16 protein-coding genes are annotated in these 19,548 nt (G+C 62.4%); all 16 read right to left on the bottom strand.

Translation table 11 applies throughout. The features are described 5' to 3' along the window. Positions 1-252: 252 nt before the first annotated feature. The 16 genes from AC07YV_RS24570 to tssJ all read right to left on the bottom strand — a co-directional run bounded on the left by AC07YV_RS24570 (position 253) and on the right by tssJ (position 19,541). The gene (locus tag AC07YV_RS24570; protein WP_102701740.1) at positions 253-816 is read right to left on the bottom strand and encodes an NUDIX hydrolase; all 564 of its coding nucleotides are present in this window, start codon (positions 814-816) and stop codon (positions 253-255) included. Between the two features lies 1 nt (position 817). Then, a complete protein-coding gene (locus AC07YV_RS24565) occupies positions 818-1,570 on the bottom strand; it encodes a GntR family transcriptional regulator (RefSeq protein WP_007978695.1) in 753 nt (250 codons plus the stop codon). A gap of 88 nt (positions 1,571-1,658) precedes the next feature. After that, a complete protein-coding gene (locus AC07YV_RS24560; RefSeq protein ID WP_007978697.1) occupies positions 1,659-2,048 on the bottom strand; it encodes a carboxymuconolactone decarboxylase family protein in 390 nt (129 codons plus the stop codon). A gap of 19 nt (positions 2,049-2,067) precedes the next feature. Beyond that, positions 2,068-3,519 carry an NAD-dependent succinate-semialdehyde dehydrogenase gene (locus AC07YV_RS24555; RefSeq protein WP_102701741.1) on the bottom strand — a complete coding sequence of 484 codons (1,452 nt, stop codon included), beginning with the start codon at positions 3,517-3,519 and terminating at the stop codon, positions 2,068-2,070. A gap of 145 nt (positions 3,520-3,664) precedes the next feature. Continuing rightward, positions 3,665-4,150, bottom strand: coding sequence for a flavin reductase family protein (locus tag AC07YV_RS24550; RefSeq protein ID WP_007991923.1), 486 nt, complete (start codon positions 4,148-4,150; stop codon positions 3,665-3,667). Positions 4,151-4,162: 12 nt separating this feature from the next. Beyond that, positions 4,163-5,644, bottom strand: a complete 1,482-nt coding sequence (locus AC07YV_RS24545) for an aldehyde dehydrogenase (protein WP_102701742.1) — start codon at positions 5,642-5,644, stop codon at positions 4,163-4,165. Beyond that, positions 5,641-6,474 carry an alpha/beta fold hydrolase gene (locus tag AC07YV_RS24540; RefSeq protein ID WP_007978706.1) on the bottom strand — a complete coding sequence of 278 codons (834 nt, stop codon included), beginning with the start codon at positions 6,472-6,474 and terminating at the stop codon, positions 5,641-5,643. Before AC07YV_RS24540 ends, AC07YV_RS24545 begins: the two co-directional genes overlap by 4 nt. Before the next feature lie 44 nt (positions 6,475-6,518). Next, on the bottom strand, positions 6,519-7,109 hold the full coding sequence (locus AC07YV_RS24535; protein ID WP_007978708.1) for an amino acid synthesis family protein: 591 nt from the start codon (positions 7,107-7,109) through the stop codon (positions 6,519-6,521). A 440-nt stretch (positions 7,110-7,549) separates the two neighbouring features. After that, a complete protein-coding gene (gene tssA, locus AC07YV_RS24530; protein WP_102701743.1) occupies positions 7,550-8,635 on the bottom strand; it encodes a type VI secretion system protein TssA in 1,086 nt (361 codons plus the stop codon). Positions 8,636-8,729: 94 nt separating this feature from the next. Continuing rightward, positions 8,730-9,248, bottom strand: a complete 519-nt coding sequence (locus AC07YV_RS24525) for an Hcp family type VI secretion system effector (protein WP_102701744.1) — start codon at positions 9,246-9,248, stop codon at positions 8,730-8,732. A gap of 164 nt (positions 9,249-9,412) precedes the next feature. Continuing rightward, positions 9,413-11,887 (bottom strand): type VI secretion system membrane subunit TssM, encoded by a 2,475-nt coding sequence (gene tssM, locus AC07YV_RS24520; RefSeq protein WP_102701745.1) that lies wholly within the window; start codon positions 11,885-11,887, stop codon positions 9,413-9,415. Next, entirely contained in the window at positions 11,884-12,810 is a 927-nt protein-coding gene (gene tagF, locus AC07YV_RS24515) for a type VI secretion system-associated protein TagF (RefSeq protein ID WP_102701746.1), read from the bottom strand. Before tagF ends, tssM begins: the two co-directional genes overlap by 4 nt. 31 nt (positions 12,811-12,841) lie before the next feature. Continuing rightward, a complete protein-coding gene (locus tag AC07YV_RS24510) occupies positions 12,842-16,714 on the bottom strand; it encodes a type VI secretion protein IcmF/TssM N-terminal domain-containing protein (protein ID WP_102701747.1) in 3,873 nt (1,290 codons plus the stop codon). A 30-nt stretch (positions 16,715-16,744) separates the two neighbouring features. Continuing rightward, positions 16,745-17,458 carry a type IVB secretion system protein IcmH/DotU gene (gene icmH / locus AC07YV_RS24505; protein WP_102701748.1) on the bottom strand — a complete coding sequence of 238 codons (714 nt, stop codon included), beginning with the start codon at positions 17,456-17,458 and terminating at the stop codon, positions 16,745-16,747. After that, positions 17,455-18,798, bottom strand: a complete 1,344-nt coding sequence (tssK, locus tag AC07YV_RS24500; protein ID WP_007978722.1) for a type VI secretion system baseplate subunit TssK — start codon at positions 18,796-18,798, stop codon at positions 17,455-17,457. The genes icmH and tssK overlap by 4 nt, the downstream gene beginning before the upstream one ends. Further along, positions 18,795-19,541 (bottom strand): type VI secretion system lipoprotein TssJ, encoded by a 747-nt coding sequence (gene tssJ / locus AC07YV_RS24495; RefSeq protein WP_102701749.1) that lies wholly within the window; start codon positions 19,539-19,541, stop codon positions 18,795-18,797. The genes tssK and tssJ overlap by 4 nt, the downstream gene beginning before the upstream one ends. Positions 19,542-19,548 lie beyond the last annotated feature (7 nt).

The raw sequence follows: 19,548 nt of genomic DNA, 5'->3' as shown, positions 1-19,548 counted from the left end.
ATCTTGATCTTCCGCTCTTTCGACATCGTCAAAAATCAAAATCAAAAGATCGCAGCCTTCGGCAGCTCCTACAGGGAAACACGTACGCATCAGAATCAGGCCGGCGGGCTCTGTAGGAGCGAGCTTGCTCGCGAAAAAACTGAGGGCACCGCGGGGTGTCAGGCTCCCCGCATCTCCATCGCGAGCAAGCTCGCTCCTACAGGCCGGGCGGTGTTCCGTTTTTCCAGGTACACAGTCAAAAGCAAAGACGAATCAGCGAATAAAGTGAATCTTCCCGCTGTCATCATTGCCCATGTAAATGCCATAAACCCCGACCTGCCGCTCCTCGATATAACGCTCGAGAATCTGCCGGATCGCCGGATAGTAGATGCTGTCCCAGGGAATCTCCTCAGGCGCGAAGAACTTGTAGTCGAGGGTTTCCGGCCCGTATTGCCCGGTGATCTCCAGCGCGATGGCGCGGAAGATGATGTACACCTCGCTGATCTTGGGCACGCTGAAAATCGAGTAGGGCGAGACGATTTCCGCACGCACGCCACTTTCTTCCCAGACCTCGCGCAAGGCCGCCTGTTCGGTGGTCTCGCCGCTTTCCATGAAGCCTGCGGGCAGGGTCCAGGTGCCGGGGCGCGGCGGGATGGCGCGCTGGCACAGGAGGTATTTGCCGTCCTGCTCGATGATGCAGCCAGCGATGATTTTCGGATTGATGTAGTGGATGTAGCCGCAACCGCGGCACATCAGGCGCTCGTGCGTATCGCCCGGCGGCAGCTGCTGACCGAGATCAGCGCTGCCGCACTTGGGGCAAAAGCTCGGGCTGAACATCTCAGCGACCTATGCGCGGTTCTTTCAGCGCGATGGGCAGGGTGATCGCCGGGACGTCGCCGGTTTCTTCCTGCTTGCGCTTGAGGTAGTCCAGGGCGACGGCAGCGGCCGCGCGCACGTGGTCGACGCAAGCCTGGTGGGCGGCCAGCGGATCGCCGCCCTTGATCGCTTCGACCATGCGTTCCATTTCCTGGTTGCTGGCGCCGCGACGGTTTTCCTGGGACACCGAGGTCGCCCGCAGGTAGCTGATGCGTGCCTGCAACTGGCGCAGTTGGGTGGCCGCGACATGGTTGCCCGAGCCTTCGAGCAGCACGTCGTAGAAACCCTGCACCGAATCGATGACCTGTTGCAGTTCGCCGTCCTTGAGCGCCTTGCGGTTTTCTTCGAGGGCTTTTTCCAGGGCCTTGATGTCCTTGGCCTTGGCACGCAGGGTGAACAGTTGCACGATCAGCCCTTCGAGCACGCAGCGCAGCTCGTAGATGTCCACGGCGTCGGCCAGGGTAATGATCGCCACACGCGGGCCCTTGGCATCGGCGAATTCCACCAGGCCTTCGGATTCCAGGTGACGCAAGGCTTCGCGCACGGAAGTACGGCTGACGCCCAGGCGATCGCACAGATCGCGTTCGACCAGACGGTCTCCCGGCAGGAGCTGGAAGTTCATGATGGCGCTTCGCAGTTTATCCAGCACGATTTCGCGCAGGGTGACGGGGTTGCGATTGACCTTGAAGCTGTCGTCGAGTGGCAGGCGTTTCATGGGGTCCGCTCTGATTGTGGCTGTCCATGCAAAAAGAGCACTTCGATTACGGGAATCCCGGTGCTCGGTCGGATCAAACAGCCAAGGGTTAACTGGAGGCCTCGGCATCGGCTTCGGCGAAGGCTTCACGGGCGAGCCGGAAACTGTCTACGGCAGCGGGGACACCGCAATAAATGCCGACCTGAAGCAATATTTCGCGTATTTGCTCACGACTCAGGCCGTTACGCAAGGCGCCGCGCACATGCAGCTTGAGTTCATGGGGCCGGTTGAGGGCCGAGATCATCGCCAGGTTGATCATGCTGCGTTCCTTGAGGGACAACCCCTCACGACCCCAGACATGACCCCAACAATACTCGGTGACCATCTCCTGCAAGGGGCGGGTGAAGTCGTCGGCGTTCTCGATGGAGCGCTTGACGTAGGCCTCACCCAACACCTGGGTGCGGATCTTCAGGCCTTTTTCGTATTTTTCGTTGCTCATTTGCGTAGCTCCCGTGGGCTCAAAGCCCGCCCATCAAGGTGTATTTGAGTTCCAGATAATCCTCGATGCCGTACTTCGACCCTTCACGGCCCAGCCCCGAGGACTTGATGCCGCCGAAGGGGGCGACTTCGGTGGAAATCAGCCCTTCGTTGATCCCGACCATGCCGTACTCCAGCGCCTCGCTCATGCGCCAGGCGCGGCCCAGGTCGCGGGTGTAGCAGTAGGCGGCGAGGCCGAATTCGGTGTCGTTGGCCATCTCGATGGCCTGGGCCTCGGAGTCGAAACGGAACACCGCGGCCAGCGGACCGAAGGTTTCATCGCGGGCGACTTTCATCTGTGGGGTGACGCCTGTGATCACGGTCGGCTGGAAGAAACCATTGCCCAGCGCATGGCGTTCGCCGCCGCACAGCAGTCGTGCACCCTGGGCCAGGGCGTCTTGCACGTGCTCTTCGACCTTGGCCACGGCACGCTCGTTGATCAGCGGGCCCTGGGTCACACCTTCTTCGAAACCGCTGCCGACCTTGATCTGCGAAACCCCTTCGGCAAGGCGTGCGACAAAGGCATCGTGGATGCCGGCCTGCACCAGGAAGCGATTGACGCAGACGCAGGTCTGTCCGGCGTTGCGGAATTTGGCGATCAACGCACCTTCGACGGCACGTTCCAGATCGGCGTCGTCGAAGACAATGAACGGCGCGTTGCCGCCCAGCTCCAGTGAGACTTTTTTAAGCGTCGGTGCGCACTGGGCCATCAGCAACTTGCCGATGGCGGTGGAGCCGGTGAACGACAGTTTGCGTACCTGCACACTGGCGGTCAGCTCGCCACCGATGGCGATGGCGTCACCGGTGATCACGTTGAAAATACCCGCTGGAATGCCGGCCTGTTCCGCCAGCGCGGCCATGGCCAGTGCCGAGAAGGGTGTTTCCGGAGCCGGCTTGACGATGCACGGGCAACCGGCGGCCAGTGCCGGGCCGGCCTTGCGGGTGATCATCGCCGCCGGGAAATTCCACGGCGTGATGGCCGCGACCACACCAATCGGCTCCTTGCTGACCACGATGCGCGCATCGCCCTTGTGGCTGGGAATGGTGTCGCCGTAGATGCGCTTGGCTTCCTCGGCGAACCACTCGATGAAGCTCGCGGCGTAGAGGATTTCGCCCTTGGCCTCAGTCAATGGCTTGCCTTGTTCCAGGGTGAGGATTTCGGCCAGGGCATCGGCATTTTCCAGCATCAGGGCATGCCAGCGCTTGAGCGTATTGCTGCGCTCTTTGGCGGTCAGCGCACGCCAGGCCGGCCAGGCCTTGTTGGCGGCCTCGATGGCCAGGCGCGCATGCTCGGCGCCGAGGTTCGGCACCTGGCCGATCAACTCGCCGGTGGCCGGGTTGAAGATGTCCTGTTGCGCACCATCGGGCGCATCCAGCCATCGGCCATTGATGTAGGCCTGCTGGCGGAACAGTAACGAGGCTGCTGGGCTCATGCCGGCTCCTGAGAAAGTTGAAAGGTGACTGCTCTGCTTTACCTGTGGGAGCGAGCCTGCTCGCGAAAGCGATGTATCAGTCGACATTGATGTTGAATGTCAGTCCGCATTCGCGAGCAGGCTCGCTCCCACATATAGAGCAGTGTCAGGCCAGGGCAGGCAGTGGGCCCAGCTTGCCTTTGTGGTAGATCATCGGCGTCACCGGTTGCTCGGGCAGGATCAGGTTCTTCACCGCGCCGACGATGATCGCGTGATCACCGCCGTCGTATTCGCGCCACAGTTCGCACTCGATGATGGCTGTGGCCTTGGCCAGGATCGGGTTGCCCCGTTCGCTCAGGTGCCACTCGATGCCTTTGGCCTTGTCCTTGCCTTTACCGGCGAAGGCATAGGCTTCGGCGGTCTGGTCGGCGGACAGCAAGTGAATCGCGAACTGCTTGCTGTCGCGCAGCACCGGGTAGGTGTCGGAGCCGTAGTTGGGGCAGAACAGCACCAGTGCCGGGTCGATCGACAGCGCACTGAAGGCGCTGGCGGTGATGCCGACGATGCCGCCGTCCGGGTCCAGGGTGGTGACCACCGTGACCCCGGACGGGAACGAGCTCATCACGTCTTTGTAAATGCCGGGTTCGATCATTTTCCAGGACTCCTAGCGCATCACGAAGGGATCAGGCATCGGTGCCTGGGACAGGTTGATCCACACCGTTTTCAGCTCGGTGTAGGCCAGCACCGAATCGATGCCGCTTTCGCGTCCATAGCCGCTGTTCTTGAAACCGCCGATCGGCGCCATGGCCGAGACCGCGCGGTAGGTGTTGACCCAGATGATCCCCGAACGCACGTCCCGGGCCAGGCGGTGGGCACGGCCCAGGTCGCGGGTCCAGATGCCGGCGGCGAGGCCGAACTGCGAGTCGTTGGCGATCGCCAGGGCTTCGGCTTCGTCCTTGAAACGGATGACCGAGGCCACCGGGCCAAAGACTTCTTCCTGCATGATCTTCATCGAGTTGCGGTCGCACTCGAACAGCGTCGGTTCGTAGAACCAGCCGTCGCCCAGATTCTCAGGGCGCTTGCCACCCAGGCGCAGGCGCGCACCTTCGGCGATGGCATCGGCCACCAGGCCTTCGACTACCGCCAGTTGCTGCGCGGTGGCCATCGGGCCCATTTCGCTGCTGTCTTCCTGGGGGTTGCCGATGCGAATGCGCTGGGCGCGTTCCACCAGGCGAGCGACGAACTCGTCGTAGATTTCGTCCTGCACCAGCAGGCGCGAACCGGAGACGCAGCTCTGCCCGGAAGCGGCATAAATCCCGGCGATGGCGCCGTTGATCGCGCTGTCGAGGTCGGCGTCGGCGAAGATGATGTTCGGCGATTTGCCGCCCAGTTCCAGCGACAGCTTGGCGAAGTTCTCCGCACTGCTGCGCACCACATGCCGCGCCGTGGCCGCGCCGCCGGTGAAGGCGATCTTGCGCACCAGCGGATGGCGGGTGAGGGCGGCACCGGTGCTCGGGCCATAACCGGTGACGACGTTGACCACCCCCGGCGGAATCCCGGCTTCCAGGGCCAGGCGCGCCAGTTCGAGGATGGTCGCCGAGGCGTGCTCCGACGGCTTGATCACGATGGTGTTGCCCGCGGCGAGGGCCGGGGCGAGTTTGATCGCGGTCAGGTACAGCGGGCTGTTCCACGGGATGATAGCGGCAACCACGCCCATGGCTTCGTGCACGGTGTAGGCAAACAGGTCCGGCTTGTCCAGCGGCAGGGTGCCGCCTTCGAGCTTGTCGGCCAGGCCTGCGGTGTAGTGGAAGAACTCCGGCAGATAACCCACCTGGCCACGGGTTTCGCGGATCAGCTTGCCGTTGTCGCGGCTTTCCAGCTGCGCCAGTTGTTCCTTGTTCTCGGCGATCAGGTCGCCCAGGCGTCGCAGCAGTTTGCCGCGCGCGGTGGCGGTCAAACCGCGCCAGGCCGGGCTGTCGAAAGCGGTCTGCGCTGCCTGCACGGCGCGCTCGACATCGGCTTCGTCGGCATCGGGCAATTCGGCCCAAGGCTCGGCCAGCGCCGGGTTGAGGCTTTCGAAGGTCTTGCCGGACAGGGCATCGACCCATTCACCGCCGATGCACATCTGGAAGCGTGCGAGTGTCATGCAACGATCCCCTTGATCTGGTTTTGTTGGGAGTGCGCGGCCTGCAGAAACTCCAGCAACAGCTGGTTGACCAGGCGCGGCGATTCTACGGGCATCATATGCCGTTGCTCGGCGAGCACGGCAACGGTCGCACCGGGAATGCGTTCGGCCAGTTGCCGGGCCATTTCCGGGGTCGAGCCGGGGTCCAGTTCGCCGGTGGCGATCAGCGTCGGTACCCGGATGCTGCCCAGGTCGTCGGCGCGGTACATGTCCTGGGTGGCGAACAGTTCATAGGTGGTCAGGTAACCCTGCGGGTCATTGCCGGCCAGGGTCTGGCGGATCGCGGCGATCTGCGCCGGGTTCGCCGCCTGGTATTCGCGGCTGAACCAGCGCGACAGCGCCGCTTCGGCGTTGGCGTCCGGCCCGTGTTCGGCAGCCTGGCTGGTGCGGGCGATGACCCCCGCGCGCTGTTCGGCGCTACGGTTGAACACACTGTTGAGCACCACCAGGCCTTCCAGGCGTTGCGCGTAGTGCAGGGCAAACGCCCGCGCCACCAGCCCGCCCATGGAAAAACCGATCACCGTTGCCTTGGGCAATTGCAGGTGGTCGAGCAGCTCCAGCAACTGGTCGGCATAGCCGAGCAGCGGTGTGCCACTCTCTGGCCGCGGACTGGCGCCATGGCCGAGCATGTCGTAGGCGATGACGCGGTACTTCGTGGCCAGGCCAACGATCTGGCCGCCCCACATTTCTTTGTTCAGGCCCACGCCGTGGATCAAGACCACGGGCTGGCCTTGGCCGGTCGCCAGGTAACTGGTGCCAGCCGGGGTGAGTTCAGCGGTGAGCCGAATCATGGAGCGCTCCTGCAATGCCTTCTTGTTGTCGTTCTACCGGCCGGTTACTGGGCTTTTTCGGCGGCCAGTTCTTCCAGGTCGATGTAGCGGTTGCCGATGCGCGGATGCAGGCGGCCGCCGTCGGCGCAACCCAGGACCACGACGATTTCGTCGGCACGCGGGGCGTCTTCGATCTGCATTTCCAGGGTGATGTAGTGCGAACGCAGGCCTTCGTCGTCCTTGTGCATCATCGGGATCTGGATCGAGGTGCCCGGGCCGCCGCGCTTGTTGGTGAAGCTCAGGTAGCTCTTGGCCTTGACCGCTTCGCGGTAGTGGTTGCCGAAACGCAGGGTGTGGATCACCGCCGAAGCGTGCTCGATTTCGCCATCGGCACCGACCACCGCAGCCTTGCCGTAAGCCTCGATCTTCTCGGCACCGCCGATGATGCCCACCAGGCGCTCGACCATCAGTGCGCCGAGGTCGGAGCAGTTGGCGCGGATCTGTGGTTTCAGGTCTTCGACGAAACCGTTGCCCAGCCAGGGGTTTTTCATCACCACGGCCAGACCGACCATGGTCACGGGCTTATCGGTGGCTTTGCCGCCTTCAATAAAGGTTTCTTCGACATAGCTGACGATCTTGCGGATTTCGAAACTCATGAGCTGCTCCGTGGAGGTTTTGGGTGTCTGTGCGTCTGATGGTATACCATAATACCGATAGCACAAGTCCCTGAACGGAGTTTCTGGCTGGATGGCGTGCAAAAGTGTGTGCCGCCGGTCGCAGCGGACAAACGGCAGGCACGGGTTTACGCCAGGTGGGGGGAATGTTGTTCAGGAAGGGATGAACACTTTATCTGTGGCGAGGGAGCTTGCTCCCGCGGGGCGCTCCAGTGCGAAGCTGCCGGAATCCCCGGGGGGAAAACAGATCTGTAGGAGCTGCCGAAGGCTGCGATCTTTTGATCTTGATTTTGCTTTTGCGATCTGGAGATTGCTGAAGATCAAGATCAAAAGATCGCAGCCTTCGGCAGCTCCTACAGGGGAACGCGTACACCACCAAACAACGAGGCCGAGCGGTGAACGTCAGGGGCAAGAACCCTTGGTTACTTGGTCCCCAGCACATCACGGATGTTGTCCACCACATTGCTGTCCTTGATCACATCGTTGAGCCAACCCTCGAGCGGCATGTTGCCCCATTTGATCGCGCGTTCGATCAGGTAGGGGACAGGGCTCTGGGGCTCGGTCTGCTTGAAGAATTGCGCGATACCCGCCAGCAGGGTGAACGCCTCGTCGCGGGTCTGTGGCGTGGTGCGCAGCGGCGTGACTGGAAGGTCTTGCGGGGTCTGGGTCATTGCAGCACCTGTGGGTTGTGCGCCGGCGCTTTCGGAGACGGCCGGGGTGGGTGCGGCAGGGGCCGGGTTCAGTTCGATGCCGCGATCCTTGAGCAGCTTCTCGGCCAGTTGGCCGGCGCGGGACAACACGTCGTGGAGCCCGGCAAAACTCGGCGCGTCATGGCCGAACAGCCTGTCGGCGGTGTTCTGCAGCCGTTGGCATGCGTTGAGGCTGGCGGCTATTTCGTCGGCCTTGAGGCGCAGGTGATCGGAGTCGGTCAGCACCACCGAACGCTGGAACACCTCGGCGTTGATCTTGCCTTCGTCGAGGGCGGCACGCATGGCCTGGGGGTTCTGCAACCCAAGGTTTTCCACGTGCCGGGATTCGTCATAGCGCAGCAGGCCGTACTGTTGGCCCTGGGTGATGGGCAGTCCGCCCACGACCTCCGCCAGCGACGTTTTCATCCATGCCAGGCGGGCAGCGCGTTCATCGACCCCATCCTCGAGGGACGGGAAGAGGTCGGTCCAGAAATTGTCCAGTATGCGTTCGGCCAGGGTCAGGCCGAAGGTGATACCGGTGAAATGGTGCTTGTGCGCCAGGGCTTCGCTGAGCCAGGCGACGAGCATCAGGTCCTTGCTCTGTCGAGCCAGGCCCTGTGCAGCCAGGGTGAGGGTCAGGTCCCAGTCGGATGACTTCAGGTCGGTTTGCCAGTCACCCTGGGTCAGGTAGTCGGGGTCTGCTCGCCGTGCTTCTTTCACCTGATCGAACAAGGTGGAAAAGCTCAGGTCTTCGCCGCTCCCCTCGTTGATGGGCGCTGTCAGTTCGGCCAGCGAAAGGTCGTTGAGAAATTCAGACATGGGAAACTCTGATCAGGCTAAAAGAACACCGTGTCCGCCGGGCAGGCACGGTGCTGAAAACGAGCCGCTTGCGCGGCCCGTCGTTACCACGGTGTTATGCGTAAACCTTGTTCGCGGTGCGGTCCCAGCCACCGGTGACGTTGCCGCCGCCCTGGCCATCTGCACGGCTCTGCTGGGTGTAGGTGGTCTTGATGCGAGCGAAGTTGAAGCTGATTTCTTCGATCGGCAGATCACCAACGGCTTTGTCTTCACCGTCCTGGCTGCCGCCGGCGATCGCTCTCACGGAAGACACGATGACTTCTTCCAGGTTGATGGTCAGGTAGGTCACCTTGTCGCCACCGGCGCGGTTCACGTTCAGCTGGATCTTGGAGATGTGTTTGCCATTGCAGCAGTGTTCGAACAGCTTGGCAGAGGCCTTGTCCACGGCTTTGCGGATTTTGAAGTCGCTCAACGATGCGCGTTCCGACGAAGCACCACCCGACGAGCTGGCCGTCGCGGAAGTCGCTTGGGTGGCGCCGTACTCGTAGCCCAGCACTTCGATCCAGTCCTTGTGATTGTCGTCCAGAACTTCACCTGGAATGCCGTCGATCTTGATGTATGCGTCAAATGCCATTTCTATTTTCTCCTTACCTTCATTTAAAGGGAGACGACTTGCGCGCAAGTCACAGCCCTTCGCTTTAACCTCTTTGAAACGATCAAGAGAGGTGTCTTATGCCAGCCCGGGCCTCTCGTCGAGATGACCCGGATGCCGGTATTTCTTCACAAGGCGCGCTTTGCTCAGTTGAGTGCCCGCACTTCGATCTCTACCCGCCGGTTAGGCTCCAGGCAGTGAATCAGCTGGGCCCTGGGTTGCTGCAAGTCGCACTTGACCAGAGGCTTGGTGCTGCCTTCGCCGATCGCTTCCACCAGCTCGCCGGGCACGCCTTTGCCCACCAGGTAGGTCTTGATGGTTTGCGCCCGCTGTCTGGACACCTGCAGGTTGCCCTGGGGATCGCCGAGTTGATCGGCGTGCCCGGCGATGATGATTTTTCCGATGTTGGGGGTGCTGAGCAGCTTGCCGGCGATCGCACTCAGCTGGCTTTGCCCTTCAGTCTTCAGGCTCTGGAAATCCGCACGGGCGAAGGCGAACAGGGTGTCCGACTCCAGTGTGATGGTTTCGATCGAGCGCAACGACTGGGTCAGCAGGCTGTTGATGTAGTTGCGCGAGCTGGAGATCAGGAACGCGTTGTCGAGGATCCGCGGCACGTCCGGTTCGTGGATCTGGTCGCTGTAGAAGTTGATCTGGCGGCTGGCGAACTCATAGTCCGAGGCGGCGACGCTGGCGTTGCCGACCTGACGGGCAATCGCCGGGTACCAGTAATCCGGGATTTTCGCTTTCAGGAACCCGGGGTCGGCCTTCTCACGCTGGGCGCGCGACAGCATGACGTAGGTGTCCAGCGTCGCCTTGCCGAAACCGGCGATGGACTGCGCCCGGTTGTCATTGGGCAGCGCCTTGGGTTCGACGCTGTCCACACCGGTCACGGGCATCAACTCTTTGGCGTTGCGCTGATAGACCTTGAGGGTGGTCAGCAAATACAACGAGCGGGTCAGGTTGTCGGCCGTGGGCTTGAGCATCACGCTTTCCAAGCGGTCGAAATAGTGGCTGCGCACCAGTGGCTCTACCTTGTGCCCTTGATAGAGCCCCAGGCGCAGGCGCAGCGGCACGCCCTGATCGTGGTGTTGCGCATAGTAGTGCGCAGTCCAGAAGCGCAGGCGATCCAGGGTTTGCCAGGCGGTGTACTGCCCGGTGGCCGATTGATCGTCGGCGGCGGCCTGGGTCAGTTCTGTGGACAGGCTCTGCAGGGTGTTCTTGTTGTTGACGTACGACCAGCCCAACAGGCTGCACAGCAACACAGCGACCAGTCCGGCACCGCCGATCCAGGCTGCCCTGCGCCGACGCTCGCGGTGGTTGGTGGTGTACAGCGCCACCAGGTGCTGGTCGGGAATGATGACCTTGCGGAACAGACTGTTGATGAACAACGGTCGCGGTTGTGCATTGCCGTCGGCGATCTCCCGGTCACCTTCCAGCGAGAAACGCTCTGTCACCTGTCGTGCATGGCCGCCCAGTTCCGGCTGGTCGGCATCGAGGGCGCTGGTGAAATAGAAGCCGCGCAGCAGCTCTGCACTTTGGTAAGGGTTGGCGCGCAGCAGGGCATCGACGAACAGTTGAAGCCGGGGCTTGAGGGCCGCCAGTTCCAGCGGGAACCGGTACACCGCCGAATCCTGCCGGGTGATCTGGATGTCCTGCGTGACCAGTTGCTGGCTCGCCACCTGTTGCCAATAGCTGACCAGTTCGTCCATCGCGCCGCCGAAGCGCTGTCCCCAGTCGGCCTGCTCATAGCCTTTGTGGGAAAAGGTCTTGCCCATCACTTCGCCGCGGGCGGTCTCGTCCAGTTGGCGATAGAAGGGCGCGAAGCCGGGCACCAGGTCGCACTTGGTGAACACCAGGTAGACCGGCAGGCGCACTTCCAGCAAGGCATGGGTTTCCTGGATGCGTTCGCGCAGGCGCTTGGCGATGCGCTCCTGATCTTCGAGCGAGGCTTGCAGGATGTCGTGGATGCTCACCGTGACGATCAGGCCATTGAGTGGCCGGCGCTGGCGATGCTGGCGCAGCAGTTGCAGGAACGCGCGCCATTTGCCGGCTTCTTCCTGGTTGTTCATGTAGCGCCCGGCGGTGTCCAGAAGCACGGCCTCGGAGCTGAAGAACCAGTCGCAGTTGCGGGTGCCACCCAGGCCAGCAACCCGTACGCCTTCGCGCTCGGCGTAAGGGAAATTGAGTCCCGACTGGTAGAGCATGGTGCTCTTGCCTGCCGCGGGCTGGCCGACCACCAGGTACCAGGGCAAGGCATACAGCGCATCCTTGGGATTGCTGCCCCGTGGCTTGTTGCTGTGCAAGCGCTCGATGCTCTGCAACAGGCGCTCGCGCAACAGGCTGACCTCTTCGCGATCCGCCGGGCTCGCGTTCAACACGGCCTGGTCGGCATCCTCTCGCAGCAGTCCTTCGAGGTTGTGATGCCGGGACACGCCGCGATAAAGCAGCAGCACATAGCCGGCGGACAGACCCAGGAACACACCGATGCCGGTCAACAGGCTGTTGAGCGAACTGAAGCCGAACGCACGCCCGATGCCCCACACCACGAAGATCGTGAGGAAAAAGCACACCCCCAGGATGTAGGGCTGATAGCGCAAGAAGTAATACTTGATCTTGTTCATACGGACTTCGAATCCAGGGCATCGACAAAACGGTCGATAACGTCACCCAGAGGGCGGTCGATTTCGGGAAAAGCGTGTTTGCGGTGGTGCTCGTCAAAGGCATCGAATGACGCCAGCACGTCATAGCTCTGCGAGCGGTCATGGATGCCAGTCAGCAGGCGATAGGCATCGCTGGTATTGCGTGAGGCAAAGCAGATCAGCCGGGGGCGCATGAAGTCGTCCGCCAGCAGGTTGATCTGCGGCACGGTGCGTTCGGGTGTCATTTGCGTCAGCCAGGTGACCCACAAATCGGCGGTCGGGTTTTTCAACCCCCGTTCCGCCGGCAAGGGCAGGGCGATGCCGATCGGCGTGGCCTGACCGAGGTGCTTTTTCAGGGCCTGGAGCCGGGTCAGCACGGCGTTGGTGACGAATTCCGGGTAGGTGCCCTGTAGCGCGTAGGCGATGTCGCCCAGGTTGAAGTTCACCAGGAACTTGTCGTGCACGCGCCGGAACAACTCGAAGTCCTGTCCTTGCAACGGGCGCAGGGCTTTGATGCGCTCGAACAGCACCGAAGTGCTTTCGCCCTGGACGGCCATGTGCAGCAGCGGCCTGATCTGCCCGCTGAACAGTTCGCCCAGGGTGAACGGATTGACCAGCGGTTCGGCTTCGCTGGCCTTGAGCGTCTGGAAAATGAAGAACGGGTAGCGTCGGCCACTCGCATCCCTTGAGCTGATCAACCCACCCAGCAGCCAGTTGCCGTTGCGCGCGCGATAGCTGAAAAAGCACACCGGCAAAGCGTCGAACAACGCTCGCCAGTCTTCGCGATGCTGCAGGGCGGCCAGCGCCCCTTGCAGCCAGCTATCGAACTCGCAGACCTCGTCGCCCGCACCTTGCAGGCTGACGAAGTCCGGGCTCGCGGGGACCTTGCCGAAGCAGCCGATCATTGGCCGGATCCCGGGTTCAAGGTGCGGCAGCTCACAGCGCTTGACCTTCTTTGGCGTTGAGCGCGCTCAAGGCCTTGACGTTGGCCAGGTCGGTCAACTTGACGCCGCCGTAGTTGCGCACGGCGAGGCTGACCGGGCCACTGCCGGTGTTCCAGCTGAAGCGTTGCTGGATGCCGTCCAGATCGCTGACCCGCGCGCTGTCGTTCATGCGCAACAGGCCCCAGCGGCCCGGGTAGTCGAACACCGTGATGCGCTCGCCGGTCAGGGTCACCACATCCAGGCGTGCGCCCGGCGTGGTGGTCGTGCCCGGCCAGGAGAAGCGGCTCCAGCTGGTCTTGCCGTTACGGTAGTGCTGTACCTGGCCATCGAGGGTGAAGATGATGTCGGTCAGGTTGGCGGAAGGTTCGAGCATGATCTCGAAGCCGTTGTCGCGGTCCGACAGGCTGGCGATCACCTGGCCCAACGAACTGGCCTTGTCGATGCTGTTGACCATGTTCGGGTTGACCAGCGGCGTTGCCTTGTTGTTGCTGCTCATCCCCAGGCCTTCGCCACCGGACAGGTTGCCGATTTCGTTGCGCTTGAAGTTCGGCAGCAGCCCGGACTCCGGGTCGACGAAACGCTGCAGGTCCTTGACCGAGGCTTCATTGCGGCTGCCTGGCGCAATCGGGTAACGGTGCGCCATGACCTGTTCCCAGGGCTTGGCGATCTGCTGTGCCCAGGCCTTGGCAATCTGTTGGCCGGCCGGGTCGCGCAGGGTTTCCCAGGCAAACTGGATCGGCAGGCTGAACAGGCCCTGCAACGATTCGGACAGGCCACCCTGACTGGTGTCGACGGTGGTCTCGACATAGTTGCGCACGCTGGTCACTTCGCTTGGCAGCCCTTCGAGGGTTTCGCTGATCAGCTGCTTGCTGCTCTTGCCAACGTCCTGGGAGCGCTGGATGTTGTTCATCCGCACCTTGAGCTTGCGCAAGGCCGCGAGGTAGCGGTCCATGATCGTGCTGTCGGCGCCTTCGGCGTTTTGCACGGCGAACACCCGCGACACCGGCTCGAAGCGCTTCGCCAGGCTGCCGTCATCGACCGCCGGCAACGGCGAAATCAGCGCGCTGGGCGACGTGTTCTTGCCATCGAAAATCCCGCTGACGCCGCTCCAGAATCCGTCATCGGGCTTGACGCCCGCCGGCAGTGTTTCGCGGGGGGCCGGGACATCCCATTGGGTGTTGTCGTTGACCGCCGCCAGGAGGATTTTCACCGGCGAGTTCTGCACGTCGCTGAGCAGGGCCAGCTGTTGGGTCGCGTTGGCCATGTCGGTGAAATGGCGAACACCGACGCTGTCGATCAGGGTGTACCAGGCCTGGGTGTAGTCGCGCTTGTAGCGCGTCATGAACTCGCGGATGAAATTGGCTTTCTGCACGATGCTGTCGCCGCCTTCGCCGTCGAGCACCCAGTCCGATTCGTTCTGCAGGTTGCCCGACACCAGCTTGATCAGCTCAGGCTTGACGAACTGTTCCCAGCCCTGGCGGGTGAAAATCGCCGGCACCGCCTCGGTGCCGTACAGCAACTGCCGGCCGGGCATCGGCACCAGGTCGCTCAAGCCCACGGCCGGGAACTGACGGCTGGATTCGAGTTGCAGGCGCAGGTATTCACGGTCCACCAGCGAGCTGGAAATCATGAAGGACTTCAGGCTGTTGCGGGTTTCGCTGATGAGTTGCTCGTTACGCGACAAGGACGGTGCCTGGCCATTCTTGAGCAATTGCACGTAGACCGGCGAGTTGTCCTGGATCACCGCCGTGCTGACAGGATTGTCGGCACTGGCGGTATTGGCCCAGGCCACCGGCAACGCAGCGCCGACGAACTCCGGGTCCGGGTGGGTGCCGGGTTGCGTCAGCATCAGGTAGAGCTTCAGTGCGTTATAGGACTCGATGATGGACGCGACTTGTCGCTCATCCAGGCGCCCGAGCATTTCTTCGGACAACGACAGCCCGCCGGTGGTCGCCGACAAATCCGCGGCATCGCTGGCCGTGGCCGGGTTGCGCAGTGCTGCCAGCGCTTCGCTGCGTGCCTTGTTGGCAGCGCCCTTGGCCGAGCCGCTCAGGCGACTGGCCGCCTCACCGGTACTGCGCGGCAAACTGTTCAGGCGGGTGGGCAGCTTCAGGCCTTGCGCACGGCCTTTGGCAGCGTCGGCCTTGGACGCCGCCGAGGCAAAGCTGTTCTGCGGGTCCATGGTTTTGGCGAACTCGTTGAAGGCGCGCATCTGCAATTGCAGTTGCAAGGTGACGGGTTCCAGCGCCTGGGTACGCAGTTGTTGCAAATAGGCGGCTTGCGCGACGCGGTAGATGTCGTCACCGCGATACAGTCCTGCGCCCAGCTGCAACGGCACGCCTTTGGCACGGTTCTTCTCGATGACCGAGAGTTGCTCGCGCAACAGCTCCAGGCCTTGGCCCGAGGCGAGCAACCCGGCACGCTCCGGGGACTGTTGCAGCTCGGTCAGTTGCTCGCGCAACGTGGCCAGCCACTGACGGTTGTTCTGGAACGACAGGGCTTGCCAGCCAATGAACGCGACGCCGGCCAGTACCGCCAGGCCCAGCAGGGCAGGGCTGACGGAGGTGTTCTTGCCAAGGCGCGACTGATAAAGGGTCAGGTCGCGATCCGGGAAGATCACCCGGCGGAACGTATCGGTAATGAAATAGCTGCGGTCGCTGATTTTCTTGCCGGTGCTTGGCTCCGATTGCTCATGTTCCGGTTGTAGGGCGAACGACTCGGCCAGGTCGTCTTCATACACCTGGCCCAGCTGCTGGTCGGTCTGCAGGGCGCTGGTGAAATACAGCCCGCGCAGCAACAGCGGCGCACCGCTGCGACCGGTCTCGGCGAAGTGCTGGAGAAACTGCTCCAGCACGCCGGACAGTTCGGCGAAATAGTTCGGGAAATTCAGCAGTGCGCTGTTGGCATCGGCACCCAGCGCAATCATCTGGGCGTCGACGTGACGGCGAATATGGTTGTGCAGGTTGGCCAGCTTGGCATCCAGCACCGGGCGCAGGCCCTGGTTGCGGATCTCGGACAAACCGAAGGTCATGCCCAGCGGTTGCTGGCGTTCGTTCAGGTCCAGGCCCTCGAACGCCTGGCTGAAGCCCGGCAGTTGATCGGTCTTGCTCAGCATCAGGTAGATCGGTGGACTGGCGTCCAGGCAAGCGTTGTACTCCTCGATGCGCGACACCAGTTGCGCGGCGAGTTCGTTGCGCTCGGCCGCACTGCATGCCAGCAGTTCAGGCAGGCTCACCACCAGCACCAGGCCGTTGACGGCGGCCTTGCTGCGTTGCTTTTTCAGCATGCGCAGGAAGGCGGCGAACTCGCTGGCCGACGGGTCGTCCCGCAGGTAACGGCCGGCCGTATCGATCATCACGGCCTCGGGGCTGAAATACCAATCGCAATGCTGGGTGCCGCTTTCGGTGTCGTTGGCGCTGCTGGCAATGCTTGCGGAAAGGCCAGAGCGGGTCAGCAATGAGGTCTTGCCCGCCGCGGACATGCCGATGACCAGGTACCACGGCAAATCGTAAAGTGCCGACGAGCCGCCGCCACCGGCCGAGCGGTCGGTGCGCAGCATCGCAATCGCGTGCTTGAGACGTTCGCGCAGCACCTGCTGATCGCGGAACTCACCGGTGGATTTGAGCGAGCGATCGACTTCGATCTGCACCAGGTTTTCAAGGTTGTGCTCCGCCCGGATACGCTTGTACTGACGCAGCACAATGATCAGCAGGTAGAAGGCGCTGACGATCGCCATCGCCTCCGGCGCATAACCGCGCAGCCAGCTCACATGCGGCGCGACGAACCAGCAGACCGCCAGGCTCGCCAGCCACAGGGCGGGAACGAGGAACCAAAAGCTTTTCAACAAACGCAATAATGTCTTCATGTCTTCCTGACTCGGTTACCTGACCTGTGCTCAGGCACTGAACAGCTGGCTGATTTGTTCGGACAACGCGGCTACGTCCTTGGCCAGCAACCAGTCCAGCGTCAGGTAGACACCTGCGCAGACCAGCGCAATCAGCGCCAGGTAGAGCCAGAGGGGAACTTCATGGCGCAGCATTTGCGAGACCTGGTCGGGCAACGCCCAGTCAGGCGAGAGGGCCTTGGGCGTCTTGCGATAACGCGCGATGTCCTGGCCCAGGGTATTGGCCAGGTAACGCAGCTGATCCTTTTGCCCGAGGCTGAACTTGCCTTCGAAGCCCAGGGCCAGGCACAGGTGGTAGACCTCGAGCACATCAAGGTGCTGTTTGACGTCGCCACGCAGGGCATCGATTTTTTCGAAGAAGCCTTCGCCGGCCAGGTGCACGCCGAAGTAGCGGAACTGCAGCGGCTGCAATTCAAAGTGCCGGCGCAACTCGTTGTCCCCGGAGCGCAACACGCTTTCATCGAGGAACGCACACAGGGCGTACTGGGTGTCCTTCACCTGTTCGACGCTGTAGTTGGCGCTGCGGGCATCGCGCTCCAGTGCCTTGAAGAAGGTGTCGACACTGGCCTCGAAGGCGCTGACCGACGTCACTTGCCGGCCCTTGCGCACGATCAGCGCCATGCTGATGAAGTCTTGCACCAGGTCTTTGAGCGTCGGTTTTTCACGGGCGGCCGCAACGGCGCCTTGCAGTACGGCTTCGGTCATTTGAGTACCGCCATCAGTTCAAGCTTGAGGTTGGTGAAGGCGCTGGGCGCGTAGAAAGAGATGGCCTGGGCGCTCATCATTCGTTCATACACCCGGCCGTGGGGCTCGATGGAGAAGTAGTGATTGTCCAGTCGCACCGGAATCGCATTGGGCAGGCGGGTCGAATGATTGAGGGTGACGCCGGGCATGGCGCTGTTGACCACCACTTCGATGTCTTCCGGCGAGCCGACCTTGAACGCCCGTGGCACCAGCTCCAGCAGGCTTGCGCCCGGCATGTCGGCGTGCACGGAGATGTAGAAGTCCGCCTCGGCCAACCGTGGGTCGTGCAATTGCCCTTGCCAGTAAGAGGGTTTGGTCTGGGTCAGGTTGATCACCACACACTGGTTCGGCACGACGTTGTCGAGCAGCACGCGAATCATTTCGTCGAGCTTGACCAGCGAGGCCGCCGGGTCGTGGTGGTCGTATTCGGGGATGTCGTTGAGCTGCGTATCCAGCGAGAACGTCAGCAAGCCGCCGGCGAGTTCGGCCAGGAACAGATACAAGCGCTCGGGGTGCAGGCGCGGATGCGCGAGCAGGTGCGCCAGGCTCGGGTGGGCACGGTTCACCGTGTTCAACAGCCAGAACAGGGTGACGTCGCTGGAGCCAAATTCGGCAATCTGGTCCGCGCGCTCGCGACGCCGCCCCGACAACGCCTTGCTCTTGGATTGCAGGGCGCCGAGCAAACGCTTGCCCAGTCCGACCAGGGTGTCGTGGGTGCCCAGGTGCAGCGTCGGGTGCACGAAATGCCCGTCGAGGTTGAATCCGCCGATGTTGTTGCGCGACAACCGGGCAATCGGGCACCAGGTGTAGCCATCGAGGTTGTCGCCGTCGATCAGCATCACCACGTTCAGGCGCAGGCTGGTGATTTCGTTTTCCAGGTCGCCTTCGTTGAGGTCCGGCAAGGTGTCGAACTGCTTGCGAAAGCGCCGCCCGGTCTTCTGCTCCTGGCCGTCTTCAACGTAGTTCAGGCCGAATGGCTCGGGCAGTTTCAGTGCGGCGTAGACCTTCAGGTCGTTGCCCTTGAGCAGGTCCTTCAGGTCACGGGCCGCCGGCAGCGGGTCGTGCTGCGGTGCGTCGAACAGGCTGCCGTCGGGAAACACCAGCTTCAGTCGCTTGAGCTGCAGGGAGCCGGTGGCAAGGGCTTCCTCGTCCACTTCGAGCAACTGCACGCCCCAGTGAAAAGGCGTGTTGCGCAGGGTCGCCTGCGCCAGCTGATGCTGGTGGAACTCATCCTGATACTGGAAATGTTGTGGCAAAAGGAACATGCCTTCGGACCACATCACCCGGCTTTGCTTACTCATTGAGCGCTTTCCAATAATGAATTCAATTTCGATTCCACGGCTTTTTCCGCGGAGGCACTCGCCTGGTCCTGGGCTTTCTGCACCACGGCGTCCTGCACGCGCTCGGTCAGCGTGGGTTCGGCCGGTTGCTCAGCGGCTTTGGCCAGTTGTTCCTGGGTCTTGGGTTTATCGAGGACATCGACACCACTGACGGCTGACACCGTGTTGTTGTCCACCAGCACACGCAAGCCGTCGGAGGAGAACCAGATGCCGTCCTTGCGCAGGGAGTTGGCGTCGAACGCGACCTTCCAGCGGCTGTTCTCGTCGTTGCGGAAGAAAGCCGCGACACCGACATAGCCCGCCGCCTTGTTCAGCGGCCACTTGTCGACTTGCCCCATGCCCGGCAACAAGGTGATTTCGCGGTTTTCGATCAGGGTATTGCCGAGGGCTTTTTGCGGGTCGTCCCACAGCGAGTCGGCATCCACCGACGCAAAGCGCTCCAGCGATGTCAGCTGGTACACCCGCAGCACCACCGAAAGCGGCTTGCCGGACGCGTCGGGGTTGAGCTGGTTGCCGCCGTCGGACGTGAGGATGACCTTCTCGTTATCCTCGAACAGCATGTCGCCGGCCCAGGTGTTGTCGACTCGCTTGCCGACCCGGTCGGTGACGCCGCAGGCGCTGAGTACCGTCATCATCGCCACCGCCGTCAGGCATTTGGCCAACGTCGTCCTCGCGGGACGCTTCCCTGAATATCTCTTGTTCATGACCACT

This window comes from Pseudomonas sp. GW456-E7 (assembly GCF_059424105.1).
The sequence above is the reverse complement of the archived record's forward strand: the minus strand, read 5'-3'. Positions and strand labels throughout refer to the sequence as shown.